The 14480-nt window shown below is 60.4% G+C and carries 12 protein-coding genes; 3 read left to right on the forward strand and 9 right to left on the reverse strand.

What is annotated here, in order from left to right:
• The first annotated feature begins 139 nt into the window (after positions 1-139).
• Entirely contained in the window at positions 140-2503 is a 2364-nt protein-coding gene (locus tag ACA046_RS31195; RefSeq protein ID WP_459024516.1) for a penicillin acylase family protein, read from the forward strand.
• Between the two features lie 147 nt (positions 2504-2650).
• Here the strand turns inward: ACA046_RS31195 and ACA046_RS31200 are convergent, their stop codons facing one another.
• On the reverse strand, positions 2651-3553 hold the full coding sequence (locus ACA046_RS31200) for an AraC family transcriptional regulator (RefSeq protein ID WP_459024518.1): 903 nt from the start codon (positions 3551-3553) through the stop codon (positions 2651-2653).
• Positions 3554-3652: 99 nt separating this feature from the next.
• Between ACA046_RS31200 and ACA046_RS31205 the strand changes: the two genes are divergently transcribed.
• A complete protein-coding gene (locus ACA046_RS31205; RefSeq protein WP_016973032.1) occupies positions 3653-4006 on the forward strand; it encodes a carboxymuconolactone decarboxylase family protein in 354 nt (117 codons plus the stop codon).
• On the opposite strand, the gene ACA046_RS31210 is transcribed toward ACA046_RS31205, so the two are convergent.
• A complete protein-coding gene (locus tag ACA046_RS31210) occupies positions 3984-4949 on the reverse strand; it encodes a GlxA family transcriptional regulator (protein WP_459024520.1) in 966 nt (321 codons plus the stop codon). The two genes, ACA046_RS31205 and ACA046_RS31210, sit on opposite strands and share 23 nt — an antisense overlap.
• A 267-nt stretch (positions 4950-5216) precedes the next feature.
• On the opposite strand from ACA046_RS31210, the gene ACA046_RS31215 reads away from it, so the two are divergent.
• Positions 5217-5858: an HD domain-containing protein gene (locus tag ACA046_RS31215; protein ID WP_459024522.1), complete on the forward strand. Its 642-nt coding sequence runs from the start codon at positions 5217-5219 to the stop codon at positions 5856-5858.
• A gap of 160 nt (positions 5859-6018) precedes the next feature.
• On the opposite strand, the gene ACA046_RS31220 is transcribed toward ACA046_RS31215, so the two are convergent.
• From ACA046_RS31220 to ACA046_RS31250, 7 genes are all read right to left on the reverse strand, one after another.
• A complete protein-coding gene (locus ACA046_RS31220) occupies positions 6019-6906 on the reverse strand; it encodes an ABC transporter permease subunit (protein ID WP_167664054.1) in 888 nt (295 codons plus the stop codon).
• Entirely contained in the window at positions 6903-7823 is a 921-nt protein-coding gene (locus ACA046_RS31225) for an ABC transporter permease subunit (RefSeq protein ID WP_076013052.1), read from the reverse strand. The genes ACA046_RS31220 and ACA046_RS31225 overlap by 4 nt, the downstream gene beginning before the upstream one ends.
• Positions 7820-8962 carry an ABC transporter ATP-binding protein gene (locus ACA046_RS31230; protein ID WP_076013053.1) on the reverse strand — a complete coding sequence of 381 codons (1143 nt, stop codon included), beginning with the start codon at positions 8960-8962 and terminating at the stop codon, positions 7820-7822. Before ACA046_RS31230 ends, ACA046_RS31225 begins: the two co-directional genes overlap by 4 nt.
• 67 nt (positions 8963-9029) lie before the next feature.
• Positions 9030-10124, reverse strand: a complete 1095-nt coding sequence (locus ACA046_RS31235) for a polyamine ABC transporter substrate-binding protein (protein WP_063026413.1) — start codon at positions 10122-10124, stop codon at positions 9030-9032.
• Positions 10125-10364: 240 nt separating this feature from the next.
• A complete protein-coding gene (locus tag ACA046_RS31240) occupies positions 10365-11459 on the reverse strand; it encodes a polyamine ABC transporter substrate-binding protein (protein WP_318304491.1) in 1095 nt (364 codons plus the stop codon).
• 221 nt (positions 11460-11680) lie between these two features.
• A complete protein-coding gene (locus ACA046_RS31245) occupies positions 11681-13045 on the reverse strand; it encodes an aspartate aminotransferase family protein (RefSeq protein ID WP_093203921.1) in 1365 nt (454 codons plus the stop codon).
• A 58-nt stretch (positions 13046-13103) separates the two neighbouring features.
• Positions 13104-14462 (reverse strand): glutamine synthetase family protein, encoded by a 1359-nt coding sequence (locus tag ACA046_RS31250; protein ID WP_010167850.1) that lies wholly within the window; start codon positions 14460-14462, stop codon positions 13104-13106.
• Between the last annotated feature and the right edge of the window lie 18 nt (positions 14463-14480).

Consider the following 14480-nt stretch of genomic DNA (forward strand, 5'->3'; position numbering starts at 1 on the left):
ACCCGCGGCCCACGTCAGAACCCCGACTTCATGCAGCTCAGGTTCAGGGAGCACGAACCCGAGAGCATTTTCCGCAGCGCTCGCCAAACCCACTAAACTGCCCGAATCTTCACGGCGACCGACTAATAAGGGACACCCCATGAAACGCATCCTGACCGCGCTGGCCATCCTGCTCGTAGCCCTTATGGTTGGCGCCGGCTGGTACGTGTACAGCAAGCAGCCGACCCGCCAGGGCACGGTGGAGCTGGCCCACCTGCAAGGCTCGGTCACCGTGCGCTACGACGACCGAGGCGTGCCGCATATCCGCGCCGAGAATGAGACCGACCTGTACCGCGCCCTCGGCTACGTGCATGCCCAGGACCGGTTGTTCCAGATGGAGATCATGCGGCGCCTGTCCCGTGGCGAACTGGCCGAGGTGCTGGGGCCCAAGTTGCTGGAAACCGACAAACTGTTTCGCAGCCTGCGCATTCGCGAGCGTGCCTTGGGCTACGTCGAACACATGGACCATGAGTCTGCGTCCTGGAAGGCCCTGCAAGCCTACCTGGACGGGGTCAACCAGTATCAGGACAGCCACGCCAAACCCATGGAGTTCGACGTACTGGGCATCCCCAAGCGTCCGTTTACCGCCGAAGACACCATCAGCGTCGCCGGCTACCTGGCCTACAGCTTTGCCGCCGCCTTCCGTACCGAACCCTTGCTGACCTACGTACGCGATCAGTTGGGCAACGATTACCTGAAGGTCTTCGACCTCGACTGGCAGCCCAAGGGCGCACTGAACCTGGCGGCCGGTGACTGGAAAGACCTCGGCGCCATCGCCCAACTGAGTGAACAGGCACTGGCCGAGAACGGCCTGCCGCAGTTCGAAGGCAGCAACGCCTGGGCCATCAGCGGCAGCCGCACCAAGAGCGGCAAACCGTTGCTGGCGGGTGACCCGCATATCCGCTTCTCGGTGCCATCGGTGTGGTACGAGGCGCAGCTGTCAGCGCCGGGTTTCGAGCTTTACGGTTATCACAACGCGCTGGTGCCGGTGGCGTTCCTGGGCCACAACAAGGATTTCGGCTGGAGCCTGACCATGTTCCAGAACGATGACCTCGACCTGATCGCCGAGAAGGTCAACCCGGACAACCCCAACCAGGTCTGGTACCACGACCAGTGGGTGGACATGACCAGCAGCGAGCAACAGATCGCGGTCAAGGGCCAGGACCCGGTGACCATGACCCTGCGCACCTCGCCCCACGGCCCGATCATCAACGATGTGCTCGGCGAAAACGCCGGCAAGACGCCGATTGCCATGTGGTGGGCGTTCCTCAACACCGAGAACCCGATCCTCGACGGTTTCTACCAGCTCAACCGTGCCGACACGCTGGCCAAGGCCCGTGCGGCGGCGGCCAAGGTCCAGGCGCCTGGCTTGAATATCGTGTGGGCCAATGCCAAGGGCGATATCGGCTGGTGGGCAGCGGCGCAATTGCCGATCCGCCCCGCCGGGGTCAACCCGGGTTTTATCCTCGACGGCAGCACCGCCCAGGCGGACAAGCTCGGCTTCTACCCGTTCAGCGCCAACCCCCAGGAAGAAAACCCGGCCCGCGGTTACGTGGTGTCGGCCAACGCCCAGCCGGCATCCCCCACCGGCATGCCGATTCCCGGTTATTACAACCTGGCGGACCGTGGCCAGCAGTTGAATGCCCAGTTGAGCGACAACAGCGTGAAATGGGATGTGGACAACAGCCAGGCCTTGCAGCTCGGCACCACCACTGCCTACGGCCCACGGCTGCTGGCGCCGTTGCTGCCGGTGCTGCGTGAGGTGGTCAAGGACCCGGCGCAGTTGAAACTGGTGGAGCAATTGGCAACGTGGAAAGGCGATTACCCGCTGGATTCCACCAGTGCCACGCTGTTCAACCAGTTCCTGTTCAACCTCACTGACGCCGCGTTCCACCCAAAACTGGGCGATGCGATGTTCAAGACCTTGCTCACCACCCGGGTGGTGGATGCAGCCTTACCGCGCCTGACCGCTTCAGCGGATTCGCCTTGGTGGGATGGCCACCGCGCCGAGACCGTCAAGCTCGCGTGGGACAACAGCCTGCAACACCTCAAGGCGACCTTCGGCGACGACCCGTCGCAGTGGCAATGGGGCAAGGCCCACACCCTGACCCACGGCCATCCGCTGGGCTCGCAGAAGCCGTTGGACAAAATCGTCAACGTCGGCCCGTTTGCCGCTCCCGGTACTCATGAAGTGCCTAACAACCAATCCGCACAGATCGGCCCGGCGCCATGGCCAGTGACGTATGGCCCATCGACCCGACGCCTGATCGACTTCGCCGATGCGGCGCATGCGCTGACCATCAACCCGGTCGGGCAGAGTGGCGTGCCGTTCGACAAGCACTACTCCGACCAGGCGGAAACCTATATCGAAGGCGGGTATGAGCAGGCGCATTTCAATGATGAGGAAGTGACAGCGAATACCCGTAGTACGCTGAAGCTGTTGCCGGCCCGCACACCGCAATAACTGAAGAAACAGAAGACCCAATGTGGGAGCGGCGGTGCGACGATTCGACTTGCTCGCGAATGCGGAGTGTCAGTCACCAGATGTATTGACTGATCCACCGCTTTCGCGAGCAAGCCCGCTCCCACATTTTGATCTGCTTTGTTGCGTCTATCGTGCTCGCAGCCGCCCCGGCGCTTCACCGTAGGTCTCTTTGAATTTCTTGCTGAACGCCGCCTGGGATTGATACCCCGCCTGGGCGGCAATATCCGTCAGGCTCAGCCGCGAATGCTGCAGCAGGTTGAACGCCAACTCCATGCGCAGTTGCGTCAACAACACCCACGGCGACACGCCGGCCACTTTGACAAACCCACGCATGAACGTCGCCCGGGACATCGACGCGGCGCTGGCCAGGCTGTCGATGGTCCACTCATGCCCGGGCTCCGCCAGCATCGCCTGCCAGGCCTTGCCCAGGCGTTTGTCGGCCAGCAAGGCAAAGGTGCCCGCCACGGGCGCTTGCTGCGTCAGCCAGGCCCGCAGGATCAGGGTGAACAACGCCGACGACAGTGCATCGATAAAAAATCTGGCGCCCAGTCGCTGCCCATCTGCCTCGCTGCGCAGCAAGGCAATCAGCGCAGCCAGTTGCCCATCGGCCTGCCACTGCCGACTCGACACCACCAGATAGTCCGGCAACGCACTGAACAACAACGACTGACGGTTATAGCGAAAGCTGCCGCAAAGCATGTCCACGTCCGGCTGCTCACCGCCCAGGCGATGGATCGGCAACAGGCCGCCCTCGATCACGGTCTGCGCCACCGGCTTCACCCGCACGCCCTGGCTGCGCACCAGGTGCGTCGCGCCGCCGGGCATCAACAGGATGTCGCCCTCCTCCAGCGTCACCTGCTGCCCACCGGACAATTCGGCGCGGCACGTGCCCGCCAGCACAATGTGATACGGCGCCACGCCCAGCGGCTCGGGCTCGTGGTCCATGGCCCAGGCGCCCTGGAACTGGCAACGCAGGTCCAGGCTGCCCCGCAGGTTGGCCAACGCGATCAAGGTGTCGATGGAGTTCATTTGCGAGCATCGGTCAAAAAGATGAGCGGATTGAACAATACCGCCAAACCGGAACGGCCCAGACTGGTTTCACACCCAACCCGTTCAGGAGTTAACGCGATGTTCAATAACTGGTCCGACTTGCTGCCTACCGTGAAGAAAGCCTTTGGCGCACTGGGCAAGAGCAACCCGAAGATGGTCAAAGCCTACATGGCGCTGGGGGAAGCTGCCGAGGAAAACAACGTCCTGGATGCCAAGACCCGTGAGCTGATTTCCATCGCCGTGGCCATCACCACGCGCTGCGACGGTTGCATCGGCGTGCATGCCGACGCGGCGATCAAGGCCGGCGCTACCCGCGAAGAAGTGGCGGCGACCCTGGCCACGGCGATTTCGCTGAATGCCGGTGCGGCGTATATCTACTCGCTGCGTGCCCTGGAAGCCTACGACACGCTCAAACCGGCGCCGCAAAGTTAAGCCGGAATTGTTGCGGCGTCACGCCCAACCGGCGGTTGAACACACTGCGCATGTGCTGGGCATCGCGAAAGCCGCATTGATACGCCACGGTCTTGAGCGGTGCGTGGGTGCTTTCCAGCATCACCCGCGCCGCGTCCACCCGCGCCCGCTCGACAAACTCGGCCGGGGTGATCTGCGCTTCCCGGGCGAATACCCGCGAGAAGTTGCGCGCGCTCATGTTGGCGGCCTTGGCCAGGTCGGCGATGGTCAAGTCGCCTGTCAGGTTGGCCAATACATACAGCTGCACCAGCGCCACCGCCGAGGTGGCTTCCGCGTGGGGTGTAAGGAACGGGCTGAACTGCGACTGCCCGCCTGAACGCTGGGTGAACACCACCAGGCGCTTGGCCACGCTGAGGGCGACTTCCGGCCCGTGGTCCTGGGCCAGCAGGTACAGCGACAGGTCGATGCCCGCCGTCACCCCGGCCGAGGTGTAGAGGTTGCCGTCTTGCACGTAGAGGCGGTCGGCTTCGACCTGGGCCGATGGGCACAAACTGGCCAGACCGGCCGCGTCGCCCCAGTGGGTGGTGACGGTGCGCCCGTCCAGCAGACCGGCACGGGCGAGCATGAAGGCGCCGTTGCAGATGGAGCCGAAACGTTTGGCTCGCGCGCTGGCATCACGCAGCCATTGATTGAACGCCGAGCCGAAATCCTCGAACGGCAACTGCGGCCCGCCGGCCATCAATAGCAAATCGTAGGGCTCGACGGCTTCGCTGAAATGCCGGTGCGCCTGCAACGACAAGCCGTTGGAACAGGCCATGTTGCCGTGGCCCAGGCCAATCACCTCCAGTTGGTAATGCTCCTCGGGCGGCAGAAAACGGTTGGCCTCGCAAAACACATCCAGGGGGCCGGTCACGTCCAGTGACTGGACGCCGGGGAAGATCAGGATGGCGACGGTTTTGCCCATGAGCAGGAACACCTTTTTCTAACTGATTAAATGCAAAACCCCTGTGGGAGCTGGCTTGCCTGCGATACAAGCGACTCGGTCCATCAGGTATACCGAGGTGATGCTATCGCAGGCAAGCCAGCTCCTACAGTTGATTGCGCATAGCCTTGGCGCGATACCGCGGCACATTGGCCGGGATCACTCCCTCACCACGGTAGCCCCCTCGCGAGCGCACGACCAGACTGGACTCATCGGCGCCAACCCGGCGCTTTCTTGAGGACAACGACCATGAGCACCACCATCGCCGGCATCAAGATCCCGGACAGCGCCCTGGCCAAGGCCACCACTGAATACATCCGCGACATCGAATCCGACCTGCTTTACCACCACTCCCGCCGGGTGTTCCTGTTCGGCGCCTTGAGCGGTGAGCGCCAGCAACTGGCCTATGACCCGGAGCTGCTGTACGTCGGCGCGATGTTCCACGATCTGGGTTTGGTGGAAGGTCACCGCAGTGATGACGAGCGCTTTGAAGTGGACGGCGCCAATGCAGCGGCGGACTTTCTCAAGCCTTACGGGCTGAGCGATGACGACATCGAGCAGGTGTGGTTGTCGATTGCCCTGCACACCACGCCGGGCGTGCCCAAGCATTTGCGTCCGACTGTGGCGCTGGTGACCGCTGGCGTGGAAATGGACGTGCTGGGGATGGAGTACGCGGCGTTTACCAGCGTGCAGCGCGAAGCAGTGGTGCATGCGCATCCACGAGGTGAAGGGTTCAAGGAGTGCATCATCTGCGCGTTTGCCGATGGCCTGCGCCATCGTCCGCAGACCACGTTCGGCAACGTGAAGACCGATGTGTTGGTGGATCAGGAGCCGGGGTTCAAGCCGATGAACTTTGTCGAGGTGATTCGTAAATCACCTTGGACTGCTTAACCCGAAATTGGAATGCAATCAAAATGTGGGAGCGGCGGTGCGACGATTCGACTTGCTCGCGAAGGCGGTGGATCAGTCGACATATCCAGTGACTGACACTCAGCTTTCGCGAGCAAGCCCGCTCCCACATTTTTGATCCGGTTTCTTCAGATAGACCTGATTAGACCGGTGCCGGTGCGCGACGCGAATCCGCCGGCTTCTCCCAACCATCCGCAGCCGCTTCTTCAATCGCCTGCTGGATCGCTTTCTTGCGCATCTCTTCCGCACGACGGCTGAAGAACCACACCAGGAACGTCACGATCGACACCGCCAACAGAATCAAACTGGCCACGGCGTTGATCTCGGGTTTAACCCCCAGACGCACCGCCGAGAACACTTCCATCGGCAACGTGGTCGAACCCGGCCCCGACACAAAGCTGGCCAGTACCAGGTCATCCAGCGACAGCGCGAACGACATCATGCCGCCCGCCGCCAGCGACGGCGCGATCATCGGGATGGTGATCAGGAAGAACACCTTCCACGGCCGCGCACCCAGGTCCATCGCCGCCTCTTCAATCGACAGGTCCAGCTCACGCAAGCGCGCCGACACCACCACCGCCACATACGCCGAACAGAACGTGGTGTGGGCGATCCAGATGGTCACCAGGCCGCGTTCCTGAGGCCAACCGATCATCTGCGCCATGGCCACGAACAGCAGCAACAGCGACAGACCGGTGATCACTTCCGGCATCACCAGCGGTGCCGTCACCAGGCCGCCGAACAGCGTGCGGCCCTTGAACTGGCTGATACGTGTCAGCACGAACGCCGCCAACGTACCCAGCGCCACCGCCGCAATCGCCGTGTAGCAGGCGATTTCCAGGGAACGACCGACCGAGCCCATCAACTGGGTGTTGTCCAACAGGCCGACGTACCACTTCACCGACCAACCGCCCCACACCGTCACCAGTTTGGATTCGTTGAACGAGTAGATCACCAGGATCAGCATCGGCAGGTAGATGAACAGCAACCCCGCCACCAGCATGAAGCTTGAGAAACTGACGCGCTTCATATCTTGCCCTCCATCTCTTTGGCTTGGCTGCGGTTGAACAGAATGATCGGCACGATCAGGATCGCCAGCATCACTACCGCCAAGGCAGACGCCACCGGCCAGTCACGGTTGTTGAAGAACTCTTGCCACAACACTTTACCGATCATCAGGGTTTCCGGGCCACCCAGCAGTTCCGGGATCACGAACTCGCCCACCACCGGGATAAACACCAGCATGCAGCCGGCGATGATGCCGTTCTTGGACAGCGGCACGGTGATTTTCCAGAAGCTGTTGAAGGTGCTCGAACCCAGGTCCGATGCGGCTTCCAGCAGGCTCTGGTCGTGCTTCACCAGGTTGGCGTAGAGCGGCAGGATCATGAACGGCAGGTACGAATAGACCACGCCGATGTACACCGCGATGTTGGTGTTGAGGATCTGCAGCGGTTCGTTGATCAGCCCGATGGACATCAGGAAGCCGTTGAGCAAACCGTTGTTGCTGAGGATGCCCATCCACGCATAGACGCGGATCAGGATCGCCGTCCAGGTCGGCATCATGATCAGCAGCACCAGCACGGTCTGGATTTCCTTGCGCGCGCTGGCAATGGCGTAGGCCATCGGGTAGCCGATCAGCAGGCAGAGGATGGTGCTGAAAAACGCCATCTTCAGCGAGCCCAGGTACGCGGCGATGTACAACTCATCGTCGCCGAGCATCGCGTAGTTGCCCAGGTTGAGCACCAATTGCAGCTTTTGCTCAACGAAGGTGTAGATCTCGGTGTAAGGCGGGATCGCCACGTCGGCTTCGGCAAAGCTGATCTTCAAGACGATGAAGAATGGCAGCGCGAAAAACAGGAACAGCCAGAGGAAAGGGATCCCGATGACCACATGCCGGCCACCGGGGGTTATTCGTTGCAGCTGGCGTTTGAACTTCTTCATGTTCATGAGCGAAGTACCACGCCGCTGTCGTCTTCCCACCACACGTACACCTGGTCGCCCCAGGTTGGGCGCTGGCCACGGCGCTCGGCGTTGGCCACGAAGGATTGCACCAGCTTGCCGCTCGGCAATTCGACGTAGAACACCGAGTGGCCGCCGAGGTAGGCGATGTCGTGCACCTTGCCGCTGGACCAGTTGTGCTCGCAGGTCGGCATTTCGCTGGTCACCAGCAGCTTTTCAGGGCGGATGGCGTAGGTCACCGACTTGTCTTCCACCGAGGTGGCGATGCCGTGGCCGACGTAGATGTTACGGTCCAGGTCCGGGCACTTGAGCACCGCATGGCCTTCGGCGTCGTCCACCACCTGGGTTTCGAAGATGTTGACGTTGCCGATGAACTCGCACACCAGGCGGCTGGTCGGCGTCTCATAGATGTCGATCGGGCTGCCGATCTGGGCAATCCAGCCCAGGTGCATGATCGCGATGCGCTCGGCCATGGTCATGGCCTCTTCCTGGTCGTGGGTTACCATCACGCAGGTCACGCCTACGCGCTCGATGATCTCAACCAGTTCCAGCTGCATCTGCGAACGCAGCTTCTTGTCCAGTGCGCCCATCGGCTCATCGAGCAGCAGCAGTTTCGGACGCTTGGCCAGGGAACGCGCCAGTGCCACCCGCTGGCGTTGACCGCCAGACAGTTGGTGCGGCTTGCGCTTGGCGTACTGGCTCATCTGCACCAGCTTGAGCATCTCGGCCACGCGGGCGTCGACTTCCGACTTGGGAATCTTGTCCTGCTGCAGGCCAAACGCGATGTTCTGGGCCACGGTCATGTGGGGGAACAAGGCGTAGGACTGGAACATCATGTTGATCGGCCGCTCGTACGGCGGCATGTCGGTGATGTCCACACCGTCGAGGTAAATGCGTCCTTCCGTTGGGCGCTCGAAGCCTGCAAGCATGCGCAGCAAGGTGGATTTGCCCGAACCCGATCCGCCGAGCAAGGCGAAGATTTCGCCCTTCTTGATTTCCAGGGACACATCGTCCACCGCAATCGTCTCGTCGAACTTCTTCGTGACCCGGTCGATTTTGACCAGCACCTTTTTAGGTGTCTGGTCGCCCTCGAGGGCTTTCTTATAGGCGCCGGAGGCAACTGCCATTTACGAAACTCCCAGAAAAAAAGAGTGCAGCTCGCCCAACACAGGCGAGCCCAGGATATTTTGAGCTTTACTTGCCCGTCTTGACCTTGGTCCAGCTACGGGTCATCAAACGTTGCACTTTCGGGGGTAGCTCGAAGTTGACAAAAGTCCGGTCGAGAACCGCCTGCGGTGGGTAAACCGCTTCGTCGGTGCGTATCGATTGCTCCATCAGTTTGTCCGCCCCTGGGTTAGGGTTGGCGTAACCGACGTAATCACTGACCTGAGCGATCACTTCAGGTTTCAGCAAATAGTTGATGAAGGCGAGAGCCTCTTTGACGTTGGTGGCATCCTTGGGGATGGCCAGCACGTCGAACCACAGGTTGCCGCCTTCTTTCGGAATCACGTAGGCGATGTTCACGCCTTTGCCCGCTTCGGCTGCACGAGCCTTGGCCTGGAACACATCACCGGAGAAACCGGCCGCCACGCAGATATTGCCGTTGGCCAGGTCCGAGATGTACTTGGAAGAATGGAAGTAGGTCACGTAAGGACGCACTTTCAAGAGTTTCTCTTCAGCCTTCTTATAGTCTTCAGGGTTGGTGCTGTTGGGGTTCAAGCCCATGTAGTTGAGCACCGCCGGCAGCATTTCGTCCGCCGAGTCCATGAACGACACGCCGCAGCTCGCCAGCTTCTTCATGTTTTCCGGCTCGAACAGCACGGCCCAGGAGTCGATCTTGTCGACGCCCAGCACTTCCTTGACCTTGTCGACGTTGTAGCCAATGCCGTTGGTGCCCCACAGGTACGGCACCGCGTACTGGTTGCCCGGGTCGTTCTTTTCCAGGCGCTTGAGCAGCGCCGGGTCGAGGTTGGCGTAATTGGTCAGCTGCGACTTGTCGATTTTCTGGAACGCCCCGGCCTTGATCTGCTTGCCGAGGAAGTGGTTCGACGGCACTACCACGTCATACCCGGTACGACCGGCGAGCAACTTGCCTTCCAGGGTTTCGTTGGAGTCGAACACGTCGTAGACCGGCTTGATGCCGGTGGCCTTTTCAAAATTGGCCAGGGTGTCCGGGCCGATGTAGTCCGACCAGTTATAAATATGCACAGTCGGGGCGGCCTGCACGCTGACAGCCAGCGTGATACCTGCACCCACCAGCAAGGCTTTGCGAAATAAAGAAATTGGCAAGTGGAGGTCCTCTTAAATAGTTGGGCCCGAAGTTGTTGCCCGGCAACAAAACCGGCGCGCAACTTACCCTCGATAAACCGATCCGGCAAAACTTTCTGTCATTTAATTGGTGGGAGCGGGCTATGTGGGAGCGGGCTTGCTCGCGAAAGCGGTGTATCAGTTGATACACCTGCTGGCTGACACACCGTCTTCGCGAGCAAGCCCGCTCCCACACAAGCCCGCTCCCACAGGTTTTAAGGCTTACTTGCCCGATTTGATTTTGGTCCAGCTGCGGGTCATTTCCCGCTGAGTAGCAGCTGGCAAGTCAGCAATGGCATAAAGCTTGGCTTGCACGTCCGCTGGCGGATAGATGCCTGGGTCGCTGGTAATGTCTTTGTCGACCAATGCAGTGGCTTTCTCGTTACCGTTCGGGAAACGCACGCTGTTGGTAATGCTCGCCATGACTTCCGGCTTGAGCAGGTAGTTCATGAACTTGTAGGCGGCGTCGACGTTCTCGGCATCTTTAGGGATGGCGACCATGTCATAGAAGCTGCCGGCACCTTCTTTCGGAATGTCGTAGGCAACCTTGACCTTGCCACCGGCTTCAGCCGCGCGGGACTTGGCCTGTTGCACGTCACCCGAATAACCCACGGCTACGCAGATGTTGCCGTTGGCCAGGTCGGAGATGTACTTGGACGAATGGAAGTAACCGATCGAAGGACGCAGCTTGAGGAACAGCGCCTCGGCTTGCTTGAGGTCTTCTTTCTTCTGGGTGTCGGTCGGCAGGCCCAGGTAATGCAGTGCCACTGGCAGCATTTCGGTTGGCGAATCGAGGAAGCTCACACCGCAGCCTTTGAGCTTGGCGAGGTTTTCCGGCTTGAGGATGACATCCCACGAGTCGATCTTGTCGATGCCCAGCGCGGCCTTGACCTTCTCCGGGTTGTAGCCGATGCCGATGGAGCCCCACATGTACGGGAAGGCGTGCTTGTTGTCCGGGTCGCTGACGGACACGGCTTTAAGCAGGGATTTGTTCAAGTTGTCGTAGTTCGGCAGCTTGGACTTGTCCAGTTCCTGGTAAACACCGGCCTTGATCTGCTTGGCGAGGAAGTTGTTCGACGGCACGACGATGTCGTAGCCGGACTTGCCTGCCAGCAACTTGGCTTCCAGGGTTTCGTTGGAGTCGAACACGTCATAGACCACCTTGATCCCGGACTCTTTTTCAAAGTTCGCGATGGTGTCCGGTGCGATGTAGTCGGACCAGTTATAAACGTGCAGCACTTTATCGTCGGCGTGCGCCGCGCCTGCCATGGCCCCCATCAGGGACAAGGCCAGGAGGGTCTTGCCAGCGTTCTTCAAACCTAATGCCTTCATTCGGTCATGCTCCAATTTTTTCTTTTTTGGGCCACGTTCGTTCTTTAAGTACAACGTGTTTCGCAGCCCGTCTAAGGGGCAACAAAACAGGGCGACAGTCTGGCAAGTTCCGAGGCCGGCTTTCAACCAAAGCGCTCTTTTTATAAATGCCTTTTCTAACATCCCAGAAGCAGCGCCCAATCGGCGCTGCGCTCTGAGCCTAGCACTTAGCCCTGCAAAGCCGCCAAAGTCAGGTCCAGGCAGTGCCGCGCCTTGGTCACCAGCTCGTCAATCTCGGCCTTGCTGATCACCAACGGCGGCGAAATGATCATGGTGTCGCCCACGGCGCGCATGATCAGGCCATTCTCGAAGCAGAACGTGCGGCAGATCATGCCAACACCACGGCCTTCGTAACGCTTGCGCGTTGCCTTGTCCTGAACCAGCTCGATTGCACCGAGCATGCCCACACCGCGAACTTCACCCACCAGCGGGTGATCCGCCAGTTCCCTCAAACGCTTTTGCAAATAGGGTGCCGTTTCGTCGTGCACACGCTTAACAATTTGTTCATCGCGCATGATGCGGATGTTTTCCAGGGCTACCGCCGCTGCAACCGGGTGACCGGAATAGGTGAAGCCGTGGTTGAAATCACCGCCTTCGTTCAGCACGGCGACCACTTCGTCGCGCACGATCAGGCCGCCCATCGGGATGTAGCCGGAGGTCAGGCCCTTAGCGATGGTCATCATGTCGGGCTTGAGGTCGTAGAAATCGCTACCGAACCACTCTCCGGTACGGCCAAAGCCGCAGATCACTTCATCGGCGACGAACAGGATGTCGTACTTGGCGAGGATTTCCTTGATGCGCGGCCAGTAGCTGGCAGGCGGCACGATCACGCCACCGGCACCCTGGATCGGCTCGGCAATAAAGGCACCGACGTTGTCCACGCCCAGTTCCAGAATCTTCTCTTCCAGCTGGTTGGCCGCCCACACGCCGAATTCTTCCGGGCTCATGTCGCCGCCTTCGCCGAACCAGTAAGGCTGGGCAATGTGAACGATGCCCGGGATCGGCAAGTCGCCCTGTTCATGCATATAAGTCATGCCGCCCAGGCTGGCGCCGGCCACGGTGGAGCCGTGGTAGCCATTCTTGCGGCTGATGATGGTTTTCTTGTTCGGCTGGCCTTTGATCGCCCAGTAGTGGCGGACCATACGCAGCATGGTGTCGTTGCCTTCAGAGCCGGAACCGGTGAAAAACACATGGTTCATGCCTTGCGGGGCGATATCGGAGATGGCTTTGGCCAGTTCCAGCACCGGCGGGTGGGCAGTCTGGAAGAACAGGTTGTAGTACGGCAGCTCTTTCATCTGCTTGGCGGCCGCATCAGCCAGTTCATCGCGACCGTAACCGATCGCCACGCACCACAGGCCGGCCATGCCGTCGAGGATCTTGTTGCCTTCGCTGTCCCACAGGTAAACGCCGTGGGCTTTGGTGATGATCCGTGGGCCTTTCTCTTTCAATTGCTTGAAGTCGCTGAACGGCGCCAGGTGGTGATCGCTGCTCAAGGCTTGCCATTCACGGGTTTGCGGGTTGTTGCTGGACATACCAATCTCCTAGATGTTTCAGGTGAGGACGCGCCGTTTGAAGGGCGCGCCCGGCGCATCAGACGGCGAAGAGCAGGAATTCCCGCTCCCACGAACTGATGACGCGCTTGAAGTTTTCATGCTCGGCCCGCTTGACCGCGACGTAGCCTGTGATGAATTTGTGACCCAGGTATTTCTCGATGGTCTTGCTGTTTTCCATGCGTTCCAGGGCGTCTTCGATGGTCAGCGGCAGGCGCAGGTTGCGGCGCTCGTAACCACGACCCACCACTGGCGCGCTTGGGCTGATGCCTTCGACCATGCCGATGTAGCCACACAGCAAGCTGGCGGCAATCGCCAGGTACGGGTTGGCGTCGGCACCTGGCAGGCGGTTTTCCACCCGACGGTTTTGTGGGCCGGCGTCCGGTACGCGCAGGCCTACGGTGCGGTTTTCTTCGCCCCACTCCACGTTGACCGGCGCCGAGGTGTCGGGCAGGAAGCGGCGGAACGAGTTGACGTTCGGTGCGAACAGCGGCAACAGCTCAGGGATAAATTTCTGCAGGCCACCGATGTGGTGCAGGAACAGCTCGCTCTTGGTCCCGTCTTCATTAGAGAACACGTTCTTGCCAGTGGCGATGTCGATGATGCTCTGGTGCAGGTGCATCGCGCTGCCGGGCTCGCCGGTCATGGGCTTGGCCATAAAGGTGGCCGCCACGTTGTGCTTGAGCGCCGCTTCACGCATGGTCCGCTTGAACACCAGGATCTGGTCGGCCAGGGACAGGGCGTCGCCGTGACGGAAGTTGATTTCCATCTGCGCCGTGCCGTCTTCGTGGATCAGCGTGTCGAGGTCCAGCTCCTGCAGCTCGCACCAGTCGTAGACGTCTTCGAACAACGGATCGAATTCGTTGGCTGCTTCTATAGAGAAGGACTGGCGGCCGGTTTCCGGGCGACCGGAACGGCCAATCGGCGGTTGCAGCGGGAAGTCCGGGTCTTCGCAGCGCTTGGTCAGGTAGAACTCCATCTCCGGCGCCACGATGGGCTGCCAGCCTTTATCGGCGTAGAGCTTGAGGACTTTCTTGAGCACGTTGCGCGGCGACAGCTCGATCGGGTTGCCTTGCTTGTCGTAGGTGTCGTGGATCACCTGGGCCGTAGGCTCGATGGCCCAAGGCACGAGGTACACCGCGTTCTCGTCCGGGCGGCAGATCATGTCGATGTCGGCCGGGTCGAGCAATTCGTAATAGATGTCGTCTTCGACATAGTCGCCGGTCACGGTCTGCAACAGAACGCTTTCGGGCAGGCGCATGCCTTTTTCGGCGATGAACTTGTTGGTCGGCGAGATCTTGCCCCGGGTGATGCCGGTGAGGTCGCCAATCATGCATTCGACTTCTGTGATCTTGTGGTCTTTCAACCAATCGGTGAGCTGGTCGAGGTTGTTACTCATAAATGCCTCTGGGCTGTG

The organism is Pseudomonas sp. LBUM1641, from assembly GCF_059716235.1.